The sequence below is a fragment of the Flintibacter sp. genome (genome assembly GCF_046973065.1).
In genome coordinates this window covers 1-18,209 of record NZ_JBKVXZ010000016.1, presented here as the reverse complement: position 1 = coordinate 18,209, position 18,209 = coordinate 1, and the positions used below count along the sequence as shown (strand labels likewise).

The 18,209-nt window shown below is 59.0% G+C and carries 14 protein-coding genes and 2 pseudogenes; 15 read left to right on the top strand and 1 reads right to left on the bottom strand.

Annotated elements, in window-relative coordinates:
* The first annotated feature begins 161 nt into the window (after positions 1–161).
* The 12 genes and pseudogenes from ACLTXB_RS07830 to ACLTXB_RS07775 all read left to right on the top strand — a co-directional run bounded on the left by ACLTXB_RS07830 (position 162) and on the right by ACLTXB_RS07775 (position 12,409).
* Positions 162–1,565 (top strand): HutD family protein, encoded by a 1,404-nt coding sequence (locus tag ACLTXB_RS07830; protein WP_428226564.1) that lies wholly within the window; start codon positions 162–164, stop codon positions 1,563–1,565.
* 27 nt (positions 1,566–1,592) lie between these two features.
* Positions 1,593–2,861 carry a bifunctional folylpolyglutamate synthase/dihydrofolate synthase gene (locus ACLTXB_RS07825; protein WP_428226563.1) on the top strand — a complete coding sequence of 423 codons (1,269 nt, stop codon included), beginning with the start codon at positions 1,593–1,595 and terminating at the stop codon, positions 2,859–2,861.
* Between the two features lie 176 nt (positions 2,862–3,037).
* Positions 3,038–3,945, top strand: a pseudogene (locus ACLTXB_RS07820) (aminoglycoside 6-adenylyltransferase).
* Positions 3,946–4,007: 62 nt separating this feature from the next.
* On the top strand, positions 4,008–5,105 hold the full coding sequence (locus tag ACLTXB_RS07815; protein WP_428226562.1) for an ABC transporter ATP-binding protein: 1,098 nt from the start codon (positions 4,008–4,010) through the stop codon (positions 5,103–5,105).
* Positions 5,102–5,989 (top strand): carbohydrate ABC transporter permease, encoded by an 888-nt coding sequence (locus tag ACLTXB_RS07810; RefSeq protein ID WP_110441957.1) that lies wholly within the window; start codon positions 5,102–5,104, stop codon positions 5,987–5,989. The genes ACLTXB_RS07815 and ACLTXB_RS07810 overlap by 4 nt, the downstream gene beginning before the upstream one ends.
* 13 nt (positions 5,990–6,002) lie before the next feature.
* Positions 6,003–6,878, top strand: a complete 876-nt coding sequence (locus ACLTXB_RS07805; protein ID WP_110441956.1) for a carbohydrate ABC transporter permease — start codon at positions 6,003–6,005, stop codon at positions 6,876–6,878.
* Positions 6,875–8,467, top strand: coding sequence for an ABC transporter substrate-binding protein (locus ACLTXB_RS07800; protein WP_428226561.1), 1,593 nt, complete (start codon positions 6,875–6,877; stop codon positions 8,465–8,467). Before ACLTXB_RS07805 ends, ACLTXB_RS07800 begins: the two co-directional genes overlap by 4 nt.
* A gap of 68 nt (positions 8,468–8,535) precedes the next feature.
* On the top strand, positions 8,536–9,342 hold the full coding sequence (locus tag ACLTXB_RS07795) for a hypothetical protein (protein WP_191905350.1): 807 nt from the start codon (positions 8,536–8,538) through the stop codon (positions 9,340–9,342).
* Positions 9,343–9,467: 125 nt separating this feature from the next.
* Positions 9,468–9,944: an RNA polymerase sigma factor gene (locus tag ACLTXB_RS07790; protein ID WP_151076379.1), complete on the top strand. Its 477-nt coding sequence runs from the start codon at positions 9,468–9,470 to the stop codon at positions 9,942–9,944.
* The gene (locus tag ACLTXB_RS07785; RefSeq protein WP_428226560.1) at positions 9,941–11,326 is read left to right on the top strand and encodes a hypothetical protein; all 1,386 of its coding nucleotides are present in this window, start codon (positions 9,941–9,943) and stop codon (positions 11,324–11,326) included. The genes ACLTXB_RS07790 and ACLTXB_RS07785 overlap by 4 nt, the downstream gene beginning before the upstream one ends.
* A gap of 63 nt (positions 11,327–11,389) precedes the next feature.
* On the top strand, positions 11,390–12,217 hold the full coding sequence (locus ACLTXB_RS07780; RefSeq protein ID WP_428226559.1) for an amidohydrolase family protein: 828 nt from the start codon (positions 11,390–11,392) through the stop codon (positions 12,215–12,217).
* Between the two features lie 18 nt (positions 12,218–12,235).
* Entirely contained in the window at positions 12,236–12,409 is a 174-nt protein-coding gene (locus tag ACLTXB_RS07775) for a DUF4250 domain-containing protein (protein WP_428226558.1), read from the top strand.
* 87 nt (positions 12,410–12,496) lie between these two features.
* Here the strand turns inward: ACLTXB_RS07775 and ACLTXB_RS07770 are convergent, their stop codons facing one another.
* Entirely contained in the window at positions 12,497–13,630 is a 1,134-nt protein-coding gene (locus ACLTXB_RS07770; RefSeq protein ID WP_008981326.1) for an ABC transporter ATP-binding protein, read from the bottom strand.
* A gap of 398 nt (positions 13,631–14,028) precedes the next feature.
* On the opposite strand from ACLTXB_RS07770, the gene ACLTXB_RS07765 reads away from it, so the two are divergent.
* From ACLTXB_RS07765 to ACLTXB_RS07755, 3 genes and pseudogenes are all read left to right on the top strand, one after another.
* The gene (locus tag ACLTXB_RS07765; RefSeq protein ID WP_428226557.1) at positions 14,029–14,604 is read left to right on the top strand and encodes a TetR/AcrR family transcriptional regulator; all 576 of its coding nucleotides are present in this window, start codon (positions 14,029–14,031) and stop codon (positions 14,602–14,604) included.
* Between the two features lie 36 nt (positions 14,605–14,640).
* Positions 14,641–17,058 (top strand): efflux RND transporter permease subunit, encoded by a 2,418-nt coding sequence (locus ACLTXB_RS07760; RefSeq protein WP_428226556.1) that lies wholly within the window; start codon positions 14,641–14,643, stop codon positions 17,056–17,058.
* Positions 17,055–18,209: pseudogene (locus tag ACLTXB_RS07755) on the top strand (peptidase); the annotation flags it as partial. The gene ACLTXB_RS07760 and the pseudogene ACLTXB_RS07755, both read left to right, overlap by 4 nt.

Here is an 18,209-nt window from a genome sequence, read left to right as displayed (position 1 = left end):
GAGGCTGGCTGACGGACTTCGTCACGGACGCGCTGGTCCTTGGAGGTATACATCAGGCCAAGACTCTCTCATTCTAACAGCTTTGGCAACGATGCGGAAAAAGACACGGCTGGCTGCCGTGCCTTGTACCGTAAATATATTGTAATAGGAGGTGTTGAAACTTGAAAAGCAGCGCGAAAAAAATAGAGCTGGCATCGGTAGATGATCTGTTTACTACCGAGCAGGAGCGTCAGCAGGCTGGTGAGGAGCGCGTCGTCCGTATTCCGCTCTCGCAGCTTCATTACTTTAAGGGGTATTCGGCAATGCAGACGGAAGTGCCGTTTACTGGACAGCCCTACCGTGTCAAGGACGACGATCCCAAAATGTTAGAAACGCTGGATAGCGTCAGACAGCGTGGTGTTCGCACTCCTGGGCTTGTGCGTCCTGACCCGGAGGGCGGATATGAGATTATTTCTGGCCATCGACGGCACCGTGCCAGCGAGTTGGCGGGTTTGGAGGATATGCCCGTCATTATCCGTGAAATGAATGATGAAGAAGCTGTCATCGAGATGGTAGACGCGAATATCCAGCGAGAAGATGTTTTACCCAGCGAAAAAGCCTGGGCTTATCGCATGAAGCTGGAGGCTATCAAACGGCAGGGAGAAAGGACCGATTTAACTTCGGCCCAAGTTGGGCCGAAGTTGACTGCGGCAGAAAAGATTGCAGAAAACAGCCCTGATAGCAAATCACAGGTAAAGCGATATATTCGTCTGACAGAACTAATTCCCGAACTGCTGGATATGGTCGATGAGAAGAAAATTGCCCTGAACCCTGCCTATGAGCTGTCCTTTCTCAAAAAGGAAGAACAGGTAGACCTGCTGGACGCCATGGACAGTGAACAGGCTACCCCTTCTCTTTCCCAAGCCCAGCGGCTCAAGAAGTTCAGTCAGGAGGGGCATCTCTCTATTGATGTGATGAGGGCTATTATGCAGTGGGTTCTGCTTACAGAAGAGGATTACGTCACCACCAACTGGTCGGGTGGAACCACCACTCAACTGGCGATTGCACCCCAGGAGTCGGTCTATGCAAACCGGGATTTTCTCTGGCGGTTCAGCTCTGCCAAGGTCATTCTGGAGCATTCGGATTTCACTCCACTTCCTGACTACAACCGTCTGATTGCCACCGTAAAAGGCGGGCTGGATATGAAGGTAGGCGATGGAGCACGTTTTTCTTTGGCTCCCTATCAAATATACTCCTTTGACGGGGCTGTATCTGTGGAATCCTGGGGATGCTGTACGGACTTCAATTTAATGCTGCGCAAGGGACAGTGCCAGGGAACCCTTCAGGCTTTGACGCTGTCGGCTGGGAGCGCTGTGAGCTGGACCGCTCCGGTCTCCGCGCCTGAACCCTTTCCCCGCCGCACTCTGGCTGTCTATTGCGGACAAGGCCAGGTGTCGCTGCCTGAGGATCACAAAACGGCATCGGCCGGTCAGTTTCTGCTGTGCCGGGAGGCCGAAGATAAGCCGGTGTGCCTGGAGAGTTCCCAGGGCGCGCAATTGATCACGGCAGTGATTTATTCCCGCTAAGAAGCGGACAAAAAGGAGCAAATTGCTATGACAGGTCAGGAAGCAGTCAATTTTATTCATGAACGGGCATGGACCGGCCGAAAGCCCGGCCTGAGCCGCACGTTTACCCTGTTGGAACGGCTGGGCAGCCCCCATGAAAAGCTGAAATTTATCCACATTACCGGTACAAACGGAAAAGGATCGACCGCGGCGATGGTTTCTTCCATTCTTACGCAAGCGGGACTGCGCACCGGACTTTATACCTCTCCCCATCTCTGGACGTTCCACGAGCGCTTTCAGGTGGATGGCGCGCCCATCTCCGACGCGATGCTGGGCGAGCTGGGCGAGTTGGTCATCAAAGCCGGAGAGGGAATGGAGGATCCCCCCACGGAATTTGAATTGATGACCGCTCTGGGCCTGGAGTTTTTCCTGCGCATGAAGTGCGATATTGTCGTGCTGGAAGTGGGACTGGGCGGACGCCTTGATTCCACAAACGTGATCCCCGCTCCCGAAGCAGCGGTGATCACCAACATCGGTTTGGAGCACACCCAGGAACTGGGCAACTCCCGTACGCTGATTGCTCAAGAGAAGTCCGGCATCATCAAAAAGGGCTGCTCCACCGTACTCTACCACCAAAGCGGCGAGGTGGAGGATGTGGTAAAAGAGGCCTGCCGGCAGATGGAGAGTCCTTTGACGGTGACCGCGCCGCAAACTCTGGAGGTTCTGGAAAGCAACCGGGATGGACAGACCTTCCGTTACCGTGGAAAGGGTCCCTATCACATCTCTCTGCTGGGCCCCCACCAGCTGTACAACGCCATGACCGCATTGGATACGATCTCGACCCTGATCCACCGCGGCTGGAAGATCGAGGAACAGGCCGTGGCCCAGGGTCTTGAGAACGCCGTGTGGCCTGCCCGTTTGGAACTGGTTCGCCGCAACCCTGATATTTTGCTGGATGGCGGACATAATCCTCAGTGTATGGCTGCTCTGCACGATGCATTGGAGGAGCTGTATCCGGGGAAGAAAATGATCTTCCTGACCGGAGTGTTGGGGGACAAGGACTACCCCGATATGATAAACAAAATCCTGCCCCTGGCCAAATCCTTTGTCACCATTACTCCAGACAGCCCCCGGGCCCTCAGTGCTCAGGAGCTGGCGGATTATCTCCATGGCTTAGGCATCCAGGCCGATGCCTGCGAGACTACCGAGCAAGGAATCAAGCAAGCATTGGCTCTGGCCGGACCGGAAGATGTGGTATGCGCCTGCGGATCGTTATATATGATTGGTGAAGTGCGCCATCTGCTGGGCCTATGCTGATCTCAGGATTGATAAATCTCCCCTCTCCGGTATATAACGTGCTGATGATCTGTTGAAGGCACCGCCCATTTGGGCGGTGCCTTTTTTTGCCCCGACTTTCCCATTTGCCTGTCTCCCCGCCGTTTGTTATAATTAGGAAGAACGCTCGGCAGTACAGCAAGGAGGCGACCGATCCCATGCGCAGTGAACAGGAAATTATGGACCTGATTTTGTCTGTGGCCAAATCCGACTCCCGGATCCTGGCAGCTTACCTGAAAGGCTCCCGCACAAACCCCAATGTGCCCAAGGATGTCTATCAGGACTTTGACCTTATGTATGTGGTCACGGAAACCGACTCTTTCCGGCAGACCCGGCATGGCTGGATGTCTTCGGTCCACGGATTTTGCCCCAGGAACAGGACGATGACTTTGGATACGGCGACCGGTTTGGGCTGCGCTCCAACTACCAGCAGCTCTATTCCTGGCTTCTTCTGCTGGAAGACGGAAACCGGATCGACCTGGGTGTGGAGACGGTAGAACATATGCAGCAGGGCTGCACCCGGAACAAGCTCTTTTTGCCCCTGCTGGATAAAATCGGCTGTCTTCCCAAGCTGCCGCCCCCCAGCGACGAGGACTTTCATGTCAAGCCTCCCACCGCCAGCCAGTTTCATGGGTGCTGCAACGAATTTTTTTGGAGCCTGTGCGATGTGGCCAAGGGCATTGCCCGCAACGAGCTTCCCTTCGCCATGACCACCTACCACACTCAGACCCGCCCGATGCTGGAGCAGATGCTGGCCTGGTACGTGGGCTGTGCCACAGATTTTTCCGTCTCCTGCGGGAAATCCAATAAGTTTTTCCGGCGCTGCCTGCCCCCTTCCCTCTACCAGCGCTACACCAAGATTTACTGCGACAGCGACTATGAGCATATGTGGCAGGCGATACGTACCGCCTGCGGTCTGTTCCACGACACAGCCAATGATGTGGGGGCACAGCTGGGATTTTCCTATCCCCAGGCAGACGAGGACGGTTTTTTCCAGTACCTGGCCTTTATCCAGCGCACGCTGACCCACGCAACCCCCGGCGGCAAGCTTTCTTCCTCCGTCTGACTCCCTTGAGAAAAAAGCTTGTTTCGGCTATAATCAAACGGAATTGGGAGGGAGATACGCCTATGAATATTCAGCTTGAGCATCTTACAAAAACCTTTCACAGCCCTGGCCGGAAGTCCTCCAGCGAAGTGGTTGCTGTGAATGACTTCACCTTTGAAATTCCTGACGGCCAGCTCATCGGCCTGCTTGGCCCCTCCGGCTGCGGAAAGAGCACCACCTTGAACCTCATCTGCGGGCTGGAGCAGCCCACCAGCGGAAAGATCTTCTTCGGCGACCGGGACGTCACCGCCCTGCCCCCGGAGCTGCGTGGCGTGGGCATGGTGTTTCAGAACTACGCCCTCTACCCCCACCTGACGGTGCGGAAAAACATCCTCTTCCCTCTGGAAAATTTAAAGGGGAAAGACCGCCTTACCAAAGAGGAGATGGCCCGGCGGGTGGATGAGGCGGCCTCGCTGGTACAGATCGGGGAGCTTCTGGACCGCAAGCCCAGCGAGCTGTCCGGCGGCCAGCAGCAGCGGGTGGCCATCGCCCGGGCACTGGTAAAAATGCCTCACGTCCTGCTGCTGGACGAGCCTCTCTCCAACCTGGACGCCCGGCTGCGCCTCCAGACCCGGGAGGAGATTCGGAAAATCCAGCGCTCCACCAAAATCACCACCGTCTTTGTCACCCATGACCAGGAGGAGGCCATGAGCATCTCCGACCGCATCGTGGTCATGAAGGAAGGGGTTTTGCAGCAGATTGGCCAGCCCCAGCAGGTCTATGACGACCCCGCCAACCTGTTCGTGGCCAAGTTCCTGGGCACGCCCCCCATCAACGTCTTTGACGGCCAGATCCAGAACGGGATGCTCTGCCTGGGCGGAGCGGCGGTACTCCCTGTCCCCGGCATCCCGGACCAGAGCGTCACCGTGGGCATCCGCCCCGAGGGCTTCCTGCCCCAGGCCGACGGGCCTCTCTCCTGCGCCCTCAGCGGCGTAGAGGTGATGGGCCGGGACATCAGCGTGGTGGCCTCCACCGCCTGTCAGTCCCCCACCCTCCGTGCCATCATTACCGCCGATGCTCCGGTGGACCGCAGCGCCCAGAGCATCCGCTTCGCTCTAAAGCCGGAAAAGGTATTTCTCTTCCAGCCTGACTCCGGCTGCCGGATTCGGGGTGCGCGATGAAACAACAACGAAAAGCCTGGCTCTACCTGCTGCCCGCTCTGCTGTTTCTGGCAGCATTCATGGTCTATCCCCTCATCGATGTGTTCATCTACTCGGTGGAGGAGGGGTATAACTTTGCCTCCCAGACCTACTTCGGCGTGGGACTGTATAACTACTCCTACGTGCTCCACGACCCCTACTTCTTGCAGGCGGTGAAAAACACCTTCCTGCTGGTCATCATCACTGTGCCCCTGTCCACCGGACTGGCTCTGGTCATCTCTCTGGCTCTCAGCTCCATCCGGCCTCTCCGGGATCTGTTCCAGACCATCTACTTTCTGCCCTACGTGACCAACACGTTGGCGGTGGGTCTGGTGTTCATGATCCTGTTTCAGAAGACGGAGTACACCGACGGTCTCATCAACCTGATGATCCAGTGGTTCGGGGGCTCCAGCGTGGACTTCATTGAAGGACCCTACTGGGCCAAGATGTTCGTGCTGTGCTTTTACACCATCTGGGTGGTCATGCCCTTTAAAATCCTCATTCTCACCAGCGCTCTGGCCTCGGTGAATCCGGACTACTACAAGGCCGCCCGGGTGGACGGCACCTCCAAGGGACGCATCTTCCTGCGCATCACCCTGCCTATGATCTCCCCCATGGTGTTCTACCTCATCGTCACCGGCTTTATCGGCGCTTTCAAGGCGTACAGCGATGCGGTGGCCCTCTTCGGCACCGACCTGAACGCGGCGGGGATGAACACCATTGTGGGCTATGTCTACGACATGCTCTACGGCGACAGCGGCGGCTTCCCGTCCTACGCCTCGGCGGCCGCCATCATTCTGTTTGCCATCGTGCTGACCATCACCTGCATCAACCTCCTGGTCAGCAAAAAGCACGTACACTACTAAGGGGGGGATTCTTGTGGAACAATCTTTTGACTTTGAACGCCTCCAGGGACGGGCGCTGCGCCGCAAACGCATCCTGCGCTTACTCACCTACCTGCTTCTGGGCGTGTGGGCGGTGGTGGTCCTCTTCCCCTTCTACTGGATGCTGCTCACCTCGGTGAAGGATTACGGTGCCTACAACGCCGAGCACATTCCCACCTTCTTTACCCTCTCCCCCACCCTGCAAAACTACCGCGACGCCTTCACCTCCGTCCCCCTGGGCCGGTATCTGTTGAACACGGTATTCTTCGCCGTGGTCACCACCGCTCTGATGGTGGTGGTCATCACCCTGTCGGCCTACGCCTTTGCCCGGATGGAGTTCCGGGGGAAAAACCTGCTGTTTACCCTGTTTTTGTCCCTGATGATGATTCCCACCGAGCTGGTGGTCATCACCAACTACGCCACCATCACCGGCCTGGAGCTGCGCAACACCTTTACCGGCCTCATCCTCCCCTCGGTCACCTCAGTGTTTTATATCTACCTGCTGAAGGAAAACTTTGAGCAGGTGCCCGACGAGCTCTACCGGGCAGCCAAGGTAGACGGTACCTCTGACTTTAAGTACCTGTGGAAGGTGATGCTGCCCATCTGCCGCCCCACTCTGGTGACCATCATCATCCTGAAGGTCATCGAGTGCTGGAACTCCTACGTGTGGCCCCGTCTCATCACCGACGACCCCAACTACTTCCTGGTGTCTAACGGTATCCAGGAGATTCGGGAAAACGGCTTTGGCCGGGAGAACATCCCCGCCATGATGGCGGCGGTGGTGGTCATTTCCGTGCCCCTCATTCTGCTGTTCTTCCTGTTCCGGAAGAAGATCATGGCGGGCGTGTCCAGAGGAGGGATCAAAGGATGAGAGGAAAACGCGTCTGTGCGGCCCTGCTCTCCGCCGCCCTGCTGCTGGGACTCACCGGCTGCCACGGCTCCAAGGAGACGGCAAGCTTTCAGGTGCCAGACACCTTTGATGAGAGCCGCACCTATGAGATCACCTTCTGGGCCAAAAACGACACCAATAAGCGCCAGACCGACATCTACAAGCAGGCCATTGCCGACTTTGAGGAGCTTTACCCCAACATCAACGTGGAGCTGCGCCTGTACACCGACTACGGCAAAATTTATAACGACGTCATCACCAACATCTCCACCGGCACCACCCCCAACGTGTGTATCACCTACCCCGACCACATCGCCACCTACCTCACGGGGGAAAATGTGGTGGTGCCTCTGGATGAGCTGTTTGCCGACCCGGATTACGGCTTGGGCGGCGCGGCCCTGAAATTTGACGGTCCCACCCAGGAGGAGATCATCCCCCAGTTTCTGGAGGAGTGCGACCTGAACGGGACCTATTACGCTGTGCCCTACATGCGCTCCACCGAGGCCTGCTACATCAACAAGACCTACGTGGAGAAGCTGGGCTACACCCTTCCGGAAACCCTCACCTGGGACTTTATCTGGGAGGTATCGGAGGCCGTCGCCAAACAGGACGCCCAGGGCAATTACCTGGTCAACGGCCAGAAGGTGATGATTCCCTTTATCTACAAGTCCACCGACAACATGATGATCCAGATGCTCCGGCAGCTGGACGCAGGCTACTCCACCAGCAGCGGAGACATCCAGCTCTTCAACGACACCACCAAAGAGCTGCTGTCCACCATCGCTCAGCATGTGGAGACGGGCGCCTTCTCCACCTTCAAGATCTCCAGCTACCCCGCCAACTTCCTCAACGCCGGCCAGTGTATCTTCGCCATCGACTCCACCGCCGGCTCCACCTGGATGGGCGCCAACGCCCCGCTCTCCGACATCAGTCCCGACGCCTTTGTGGACTTTGAGACGGTGGTCATGCCCATCCCCCAGTTTGACCCGGAGAACCCCCAGATGATCTCCCAGGGACCCTCCATCTGTATCTTCAACAAGGAAGACTCCCAGGAGGTGCTGGCCTCCTGGCTGTTCACTCAGTTCCTGCTCACCAATGAGGTGCAGATCCCCTACGCCCAGACCGAGGGGTATGTCCCCGTCACCTCCAAGGCTCAGCAGGACCCCACCTACCAGGACTACCTGTCCCGCTCCGGCGAGGACAATGACACCTACTACGACGTGAAGATCGAGGCCACCCAGCTGCTGCTGGACCACACCGACGACACCTTTGTCACCCCGGTGTTCAACGGCTCGGCCTCCCTGCGGGACGCTGCCGGACAGCTCATTGAGAACACCGCCAAGTCGGTGCGCCGGGGTGAGACGGTGGATGAGGCCTACTGGGATTCCCTCTTTGACGAGGTAAAAGCCCTCTACCACCTGGACGAGACCAGCGCCTCCGCCTCCGGTCCCGCCGATCTTGGACCCCTGCCCCAGACAGCGGTGATCCTTCTGGGCAGCCTGGCTGCGGCCTGGATTCTGATCCTGGTGTGGGTGGTCCTCAGCGCGCGGAAAAAGCGGGCTGGCCATTGATTTCTTGAAAATTCCAGCTATAATGAAAGCGGACAACCTGTCCAAACCCATTGAAAAGGAGAAGCAAGATGAAACGTACCATTCTTTTGACCCTGGCTCTCACCATGGCCCTGGCCGTCACCGGCTGCGGCAGCAACGGGAACACCAGCTCTCAGAACAGCTCCGGCAGCGGCTCTGATACCACCTCTCAGTCCCAGTCCTCCGCTTCCGGCTCCCAGACCGCCGGCGAGGTCATGAGCTACGAGGAGTATATGGCCGCCGATCTGGACAGCCAGGTCACTGTGGAGACCTACGTCCAGGCCAAGCAGTCCTGGTGGGAGGACAAGGCCACCCTGTACACCCAGGACCAGGACGGCGCTTACTTTGTCTATGATGCCGCCTGCTCCCAGGAGCTCTACGACCAACTGACCCCCGGCACCAAGATCCAGGTCACTGGCTATAAGACCGAGTGGTCCGGCGAGGTGGAGATCATCGACGCCTCCATCCAGATCGTGGAGGGCGGCGACACCTTCGTGGCCGAGCCCCTGGACGTGACCGAGCTGCTGGGCGCCGATACCCTGATCGACCACCAGAACCAGCTGGTCTCCTTCAAGGGCCTGACTGTGGAGCCCTCTCAGGATGCCAGCGGCAATGAGGCCGCCTTCCTGTACAGCTGGGACGGCTCCGGCACCGACGGCGACGACCTGTACTTCAACGCCTCCTACAACGGCCAGACCTACACCTTCACCGTGGAGTCCTATCTCTGTGACAACACCACCGACGTGTACGCGGCGGTGAAGGCTCTGGAGATCGGCCAAACCATCGACATGGAGGGCTTCCTCTACTGGTATGAGGGCGTCAACCCCCACATCACCTCCGTTACCGTGGCTCAGTAAATTCCTCAATTCTGTTTCAGCCTGCTGCCCTCTGGGCGGCAGGCTGAATTTTTTCTGAAAAACTTTTCTCCCCTGCAACAATTTTCCCCGAAAAAGCGTCAACCTGTGTAGAAGGGGGTGAAGCGATGAACCATCCAACCAACCCACCGGTGGATTGGGAGACCCTGGTCACCCAGGAAGAAAACCGTCTCTACCGCACCGCCCTGGCCATTCTGGGTGACCCCAGCGAGGCCCAGGACGCGGTACAGGAGGCCTTTCTTGCCTTTTTGGAAAAGGCACCGCAAAATTTAGAGATTCCCGGGGCGTGGCTGATGCGGGTGCTGGTGAACGGCTGCAAAAGCCGCCTTCGCCTGCGCTGGCGGCGGCCCACAGTGCCCCTGTGGGAGGAACTGCCCGCTCCCTCCCCGGAGGAACGGGAGGAACTGGAGGAGCTGTACGCCCTTCCTCCCCAGGACCGGGCCGTCATCCATCTGCACTACTACGAGGGCTACTCCACCCAGGAGATCGCCCAGCTGCTCCACTGCCGCCCCGGCACGGTCCGCTCCCGGCTCTCCCGGGCCAGAGAGCGGCTTCGCCGATTGTTAGGAGGAGATTTTCAGTGAAATACTACACTCAGTATATGGATTCCCAGCAGGTGTCCCCGGATTTTCACCGCCGCCTGTGTGAACTAAAGCCCCGTCCCCGCCGCTCCCATGCGGGACAGATGGCCGCCCTGGCCGCCTGCGGCGCAGCGGCCTGCCTGGCCCTGTATGTGGGCCTGTCCCCCGCTTCCGGCCCCAATCCGGTGGCCTCCGACACCATTGTCCCCGGCATCCAGGATAACTTCGGCCCCGGAGAGTCCTCGGGCTACCTGGTGCCGGACAGCGGAGAGGGAACTGCCAACTTCTTCTGCATGGGGGGGATCGACTATGTCCCGTGGGAGACTGAGGTGGACAGCTCTCTGCGCTATGATATCCAGGAGGGCTCCTTTGGCCGCCCCCTCACCCAGGAGCAGTTATTTGATCTGTTCTGGCCCGACAGCGAGGGAAACGGCATCCCCTGGACGCTCTTTTGGGACGGCTACACCCTGAACGCCGATGCCATCTATGACAAGGAAGGTTCCTTGCTGTGGGTAACGGTAACAGGCAGCAAGGGAGACGCCCACTTCTCCCTCCAGCTGGCCCCCGATCAGCTTCCCCCCACCTGTGTGGCTGGACCGGAGCCTGCCTACTACGACTACTTTGGTACGGAGATCGCCGCCTGGACCTCCACCAGTGACTGGAACGATGACGGCAATTCTGAGACAAAGGTGACCATCCAGGCACTCAAGGACGGCATTGGGGTGCGCTTTGTCAACTACGGCCAAACTGATCCGGAGGGCAAGGACACCGCCCTGGACTTCAACAGCTTCTTTGTCAACCGCACCTTCGCTGGGGATGGCATTCAGTTCACTCTGGACCACCTGCGCACCACCACGGACATCCCGGACTGGCGGACCGAGACCTTCTCCAGCCTGGAGGAGGCCCGGCAGGAGGCCGACTTTGCCCCTTATCTGCCTGCCTCCGCACCCGCAGGCTACGGGGAGTTTGAGGGTATGCTCTCCTACCAGGAGGGGGTGCGGAACACCCTGTTCCTGCGCTGGAGCCGGGGATACAGCGATGTGACCGTGCGGGTGTCTCTCCCGGAGAGTGGCACGCCGCAGGGAGAACCGGTAGACCTGAGCAACCGGGCCGCCTATGATGTGCGGCTCTACTCCATTCCCTGGTGCGACAGCGTGCCGGAGGAATATCGGGAGACGGTAGACAACCCCATCTTCCGCGCCCAGGACATGACCCGGGAGATCATCGCCGCCCGCTCCCGCTCCTACCAGGACGCGGGAGACATCGACGGTCCCCGCATCAACTTCACCATTCGATATTCCGACGGGACAGAGGCGGAATATACAAGCAAAGGGCTCAGTGAAGACGCACTTTGGGCCATATTTTCCCCCACGCTCCCCGGCTGAGGGGGTTGCGGAGCGGAGGTTGGCGCATTATAATAATGAAATGGTATGAAAGGAGCCTTTTCCATGAAAATTATTGATGCGCATTTACATATTTTTCCCTCCGAACCCCGCACCGACGCCATGGCCGAGAAGGTAGGCCACGTTAACTCCGTAGAACACCTGCGTGAGGTGTGCGGACAGCTGGAGATCGTCCACGGCGTGGTCATGGGAAACCGCAGCCTGGACGTGGGCTTTCACAACTACCCCACCGACCTGTTTCATTACTGCGTCGGGCTGGACAGCCTGGTGCTGGACCGGGGCGAGACCATCCCCAAGGACCTGCCCGACCAGGTAGAGGAGCACCTAAAGCGGGAGAATTGCTGCGGTGTGAAGCTCTACCCTGGCTACAACAAGATCTGGCTCACCGACCCCATCTACCAGCCCATCTATGAGCTGGCCGCCCGCTACGACAAGCCGGTCGCCATCCATATGGGCCTCACCTCCTACTCCCGGGCCTATCTCAAGTACAGCCATCCCCTGGTGCTGGATGAGGCGGCTGCCGACAACCACCGCACCCGCTTCGTCATGTGCCACTTCGGCAACCCCTTTCTCCAGGAGGCGGCGGCTGTGCTGGAGAAAAACCCCAACGTGTCCACCGATCTGTCCGGCCTGTTGGAGGGCCGGGTAGACCTGGACGCCTACTTCCTGGACCGTGCCGTATATGCCGAGCTGCTCCGCGGCTGGCTGAGCTATGTGGGCTGCTGGGACCGGGTGATGTTCGGCACCGACTGGCCCATCGTCAACCTGGAGGAGTATATCCGCTACATCCAGCGTCTGGTGCCCCGCGCTCACTGGCAGAACGTCTTCTTCGACAACGCCAACCAGATCTATGGTCTGGGACTGAATGCCTAAGAGAGGAGGGAAGCGGATATGCTGCCTAAGGACCCTATTCTCCTGCTGAGCGTGGTAAACACCAAGCTGCGGGACAACTACCCCAGCCTGGAGGAACTGTGCCATGCCGAAGACGCGGACCCTGAGGAGATCATTCAGACTCTGGATGCCGTCGGCTATGTCTACCAGCCGGATTTGAATCAGTTCCGCTAACGAATATAAATATGGGCATCTCCGGCCGTGCCGGAGATGCCAAAAAAAACGCCCGGAGCATCTGCTCCGGGCGTTTTGCAATTCAGATTAGTCGGCCAGCAGGCTCTTCTCGGTGGTGGGGTCGAAGAGGTGGATGAGCTGGTTGCGGAAGGTGAAGCCCATCTTGGTGCCGTAGGGCACACCGGCGCGGAACTCGGCGGGCAGCTCGGTGGTCTGGATACGCATAACCACGTTCTGCTGCTTCTCACCCTCGCCCACGGTGGCGTGGAGGTAGAACTCGCTGCCCATCAGCTCGGACACCTCAACGGTGCACTGGATGGCATTGCCGCCCTCGGTCTGGACGGTGATGTGCTCGGGACGCACGCCCACGATCACGTCGGCATTGCCCTGGCCCTTGGAGGCCAGCTTCTGAGCCATCTCGTCGGTGACAGGGATGGTAGCGCCCATGCACTGGATCTGATAGCCGGCGCCGGTCTTCTCCAGCTTGCCGTTGAAGAAGTTCATCTGGGGAGTGCCGATAAAGCCGGCCACGAACAGGTTCACGGGGGTGTCAAAGACCTGCTGGGGAGTGCCGATCTGCTGGACAAAGCCGTCCTTCATGATGACGATGCGGTCGCCCAGGGTCATAGCCTCGGTCTGGTCGTGGGTGACGTAGATAAAGGTAGTATTGATGCGCTGACGCAGCTTGATGATCTCAGCGCGCATCTGGTTACGCAGCTTGGCGTCCAGGTTGGACAGAGGCTCGTCCATCAGCAGCACCTTGGGCTCACGGACGATGGCGCGGCCGATGGCCACACGCTGACGCTGGCCGCCGGACAGAGCCTTGGGCTTACGGTCCAGATACTGAGTAATGTCCAGGATCTCGGCGGCCTGGTTGACCCGGCGCTCGATCTCCGCTTTGTCCATCTTACGCAGCTTCAGGGGGAATTCCATGTTCTCCCGCACGGTCATGTGGGGATACAGAGCGTAGCTCTGGAAGACCATGGCGATGTCGCGGTCCTTGGGCTCCACATCGTTGACCAGGCGGTCGTCGATGCGCAGCTCGCCCTTGGAGATCTCCTCCAGGCCGGCCACCATACGCAGGGTGGTGGACTTACCGCAGCCGGAGGGTCCAACCAGAACGATAAACTCCTTGTCGGCGATCTCCAGGTTGAAATCGCTCACCGCGGTGACGTTTCCGTCATAGATCTTGAAGATGTGCTGAAGGCTCACAGTAGACATGGGCTCAGGCCGTAGTACGCTCGCCTCTGCTCACGTACCTCCCTGCCAGAGAGCGAAACCCTGACAGGATTACGGCAGGTCTCCACACTGCCGCACCGCCGGCCGGCGGCAAATATTTTCCTCCTTTTTTCTGGTCCGGATGACTATTGAAATGGAGTAGCGCTCCGGCCTGCAAATGATGGAATGCGGCTGCCAGAGGTTCTGGACAGAAAACGCTTCCTGCTCCTTATAATACCGCATATTTCCATCTGCCCGCAACCTTATTCTCTTCGTCTGAACAGAGAATTTTAGCCGCCAAGTTCAGTGGTTTTTCCCAATAAATCTACATCTGTATTTTATCTTGACGAATGTAGATTTACGGAGTATGATAGTCCCATTCCAAACAAGGAGAGGTCGCTATGGAATACGGAAACGAGGAACATCTGGATCTGCGCCAGCGCAAGACCCGCAAGCTGTTGGTAGAGGCTCTGGCCCAGCTGTTGGAGGAAAAGTCTTTCCAGGAGCTGTCGGTCACCGATATCTGCCGCCGGGCCATGGTCCACCGCACCACCTTCTACGCCCACTTCAACGACAAGCAGGAGCTGCTGCGCTATCTGCTGGAGGGCCTGGAGCGGGAGTGCGCCGCCACCTGCCTGCCCCAGGACCCGGAGCGCAGACCCCGGGAGTATTTGCTCACCGCCGCCCTCAACGTATTTCAGTTCTTTGCCCAGCGCCGGGCACTGTATCGCGCCTGTCTCAACAGCGGCGCAGACACCCTGACCCACACCCTGGAGGACTGCGCTGCCGGAGAGCTGTGCCGCTTGCTGTCGGAGCCCCGCTTCCGGGCCGTCTCCCCTCAGGTGGATCCCCAGGTGGCCGCCCACTTCTACACTGGCGCTATGCTTTCCCTCATCCGCTGGTGGCTCTCCAGCGATGAGCCTCTCCCCACCAGCCACTTGCTGTCCAACCTGGAACAATTCATTCCCATTCAGTGAGGCACTCTTATGCAGGAAAAACGTACGGAAAGTCCCATGACCAAAGTGGCCCGCTTCATTGTTGATAAGCGCAAGGCCTTCTACCTGGTCTTTATTGCCGCCTTTGTCTTCTGTGCGGCCTCCATCAACAAAGTCCAGGTCAACAACGACATCACCTCCTACCTCCCCGCCCAGACCGAGACCCGCCGGGGCCTCACCATCATGGACGAGGAATTCATCACCTTGGGCAGCGCCAACGTGATGGTGTCCAACGTGACCTACCAGACCGCCCTGGACTTATCCCACAAGCTGGAGAACATTGAGGGCGTATCTGAGGTGGCCTTTGACGGCACCGAGGAACACTACAAAAACTCCTCCGCCCTGTTCACCATCTCCTTTGACGGAGAGGAGACCGATCCGGCCACGGTAGAGGCTATGAATGAGGTGCTCTCCGCCCTGGAGGGCTACGACGTCTACTCCTCCACCCAGATCGGACGGGACGAGTCGGCCACCCTCCAGCAGGAGATGACCGTCATTCTGGCCATTGCGGCGGTGGTCATCGTGGTGGTACTGCTGTTCACCTCCAAGAGCTACATGGAGGTGCCCGTCTACCTTATCGTCTTTGCCGCGGCGGCGGTGCTGAACATGGGCACCAACTTTATTTTCGGCACCATCTCCTTTATTACCAACTCCATCGCCGTGGTTCTCCAGCTGGCTCTGGCCATCGACTACGCCATCATTTTCTGTCACCGGTACATGGAGGAGCGGGACAACGGTCTGGACCCCCGGGAGGCGGACATCGCCGCTCTGAGCAAGGCTATTGTAGAGATCTCCTCCTCCAGCCTCACCACCATCTCGGGCCTTGTGGCTCTGATGCTTATGCAGCTGCGCATCGGCTTTGACATGGGCATCGTGTTGTCCAAGGGCATCGTGTTCTCCATGCTGTGCGTGTTTTTGCTCATGCCCGGCCTGCTCATGCTCTTCAGCGGCCCCATCGACCGCACCCGCCACCGCAATCTGGTGCCCAAGATCAACTTCTGGGGCAAGGCTGTCGTCCGTCTGCGTTACATTCTGCCTCCCATCTTTCTGGTGGTGGTGGTTGTCGGAGCGGTGCTCTCCTCCCACTGTGATTATGTCTTTGACAACAACGACACCGACTTTGACAACAAACCCGCCTGGCGCATTGCCGACGAAAAGGTGACCGATACCTTTGGCAAGAAAAACACCATCGCCGTGCTGGTGCCCCGTGGGGACTACAACAAGGAAAAGTACGTTCTGGAGCGGGTATCTCAGCTGCCCCAGGTGACCCAGGCCACCGGCCTTGCCAACATCGAGGTAGAGGACGGGCGGATGCTCACCGACGAGATGAACCCCCGGCAGTTCTCCGAGCTGGCGGGCGTGGACATTGAGCTGGCCCGCCTTCTTTACCAGGCCTATGGCCTGAGCGTGGAGGAGTACGGCGCCATCTTCCAGGACCCGGACGACTACTCCGTGCCCCTCATCGATGTCTTTGAGTTCCTGCTGGATCAAAAGGACAAAGGAGTGGTGAATCTCACCGGGGAGCAGGCGGACAAGGTAGACGACCTCCAGGAGCGGCTGGACGTGGGCCTGGAGCAGCTGCGGGGCGAGAACTGGTCCCGGCTGGTCTTTGTGGCCGACGTGCCCACCGAGGGGGATGAGACCTACGCCCTGCTGGATGAGATCCGCTCCATCGCCCAGGAATATTACGGGGACGATGTGATCCTGGTGGGCAACTCCACCAACGCCTTCGACCTGGCCAGCTCCTTCTCCGGCGACAACATGAAGATCAGTATCCTCACCGCTCTGTTTGTCATGGTGATTTTGCTGTTCACCTTCAAGTCAGCGGGTCTGCCTATTTTGCTGGTCCTTACCATCCAGGGTTCCATTTGGATCAACTTCTCGGTGCCGGTTCTCACCGGAACGAATCTGTTCTTCCTGAGCTACCTGGTGGTCAGCTCCATCCAGATGGGCGCCACCATTGACTACGCCATCGTCATCACCAACCGTTACATGGAACTGAAAACCGTGATGGAGCGCAAGCAGGCGGCGGTGGAGGCCCTGAGCCAGAGCTTCCCCACCATCCTCACCTCGGGCACCATCATGGCGGTAGCGGGCTTCCTCATCGGCGGCATCTCCACCGACGCCACCATCGGCTCGGTGGGTCAAACCCTGGGCCGGGGCACCGTCACCTCCATCATCCTGGTCATGACCGTGCTGCCCCAGCTGCTGATGCTGGGCGACGCTCTCATTGAGCGCACCGCCATCACCCTCAACCTGGACCGCAAGCAGCGCTTCAACCAGGGCACTATGCGCCTGGACGGCCACATCCGCGGCCACGTATCCGGTTTTGTGGACGGCGAATTCAAGGGCGTGCTCCACGGCAGCGTGGACGCCCTCATCGAGAGCAAATACCAGGAGCTGGACACCTCAGAAGAGGAGGAGCATACACCATGAAACAAATACAGCGGGGAGCCGCCCTCCTGACGGTACTGGCGCTCCTTTGTACGTTGACCCTGCCCGCCGCTGCGGCCTCGGACACGGTCACCATTGCCACCGTCCAGGATTTTACCAACTTCTCCAAACAATGCACCCGGGACACCTGGTCCCAGGGTATCACCGTGGAGCTCACCGCCGACCTGGACCTGAGCGGCTCTGACTTCACTCCGGTGCCCATCTTCCAGGGCTCCTTCCACGGCAACGGCCACACCATCTCCGGCTTTTCCTTTAAGAAGAAGGGCTCCAAAACCGGACTGTTCCGTACCTTGACCGCCAGCGCCGTGGTGGAGGACCTCACCGTGGAAGGGGACCTGGCTCCCCAGGGTTCCGCCAGCCAGGCGGGCCTGCTGGTGGGAGAAAATTACGGCACGGTCAGCCGCTGTGCCGCCCAGGGCTCCGTGTCCGGGCAGGAAGATATCGGCGGTCTGGTTGGCCTGAACGGCGAGAGCGGCTGCATTCAGTCCTGCACCAGCGCTGCCGCTGTCACCGGCGTGACCAACGTGGGCGGCATTACCGGGCAGAACCTGGGCACGGTGGAGAACAGCTCCAACACCGGCGAAATCAACACCCAGGCCGACCAGGAGACTCCCACCAGTGTGGGCGGTATCGCTGGCCTGTCCCGCGGGACCATCCGGGGCTGCACCAACTCCGGCGCGGTAGGCTATCAGCACGTGGGCTACAACATGGGCGGCATCGTGGGTCTTCAGTCTGGGGAGATCTCCAGCTGCTCCAACACCGCTCCCATCCAGGGCCGTAAGGACGTGGGAGGTATTGCGGGCCAGTTTGAGCCCAACACCAGCCTCACCTATGGTCCCTCCCCCTCCCAGCAGCTTACCAACAGCCTCTCCTCCCTCTTTGACCAGCTGGAGCACTTCACCAATCAGCTCAATGACATGGTCTCCCGGGGTGTGGATGACGCCCAGGCCATCCACGACTCCCTGTCTGCCATCCAGGACCGCACCCACGCCGCCGGGACGGAGGGCCGGGACGACTTCAAAGCCATGTCCGACCAGCTCTACCAGCACACCACCGCCATCAGCGGCAGCCTGGACAGCCTGCGGGACGATCTGGACCAATTCAGCGAGGAGGCGGGCGACCAGTTCCAGGAG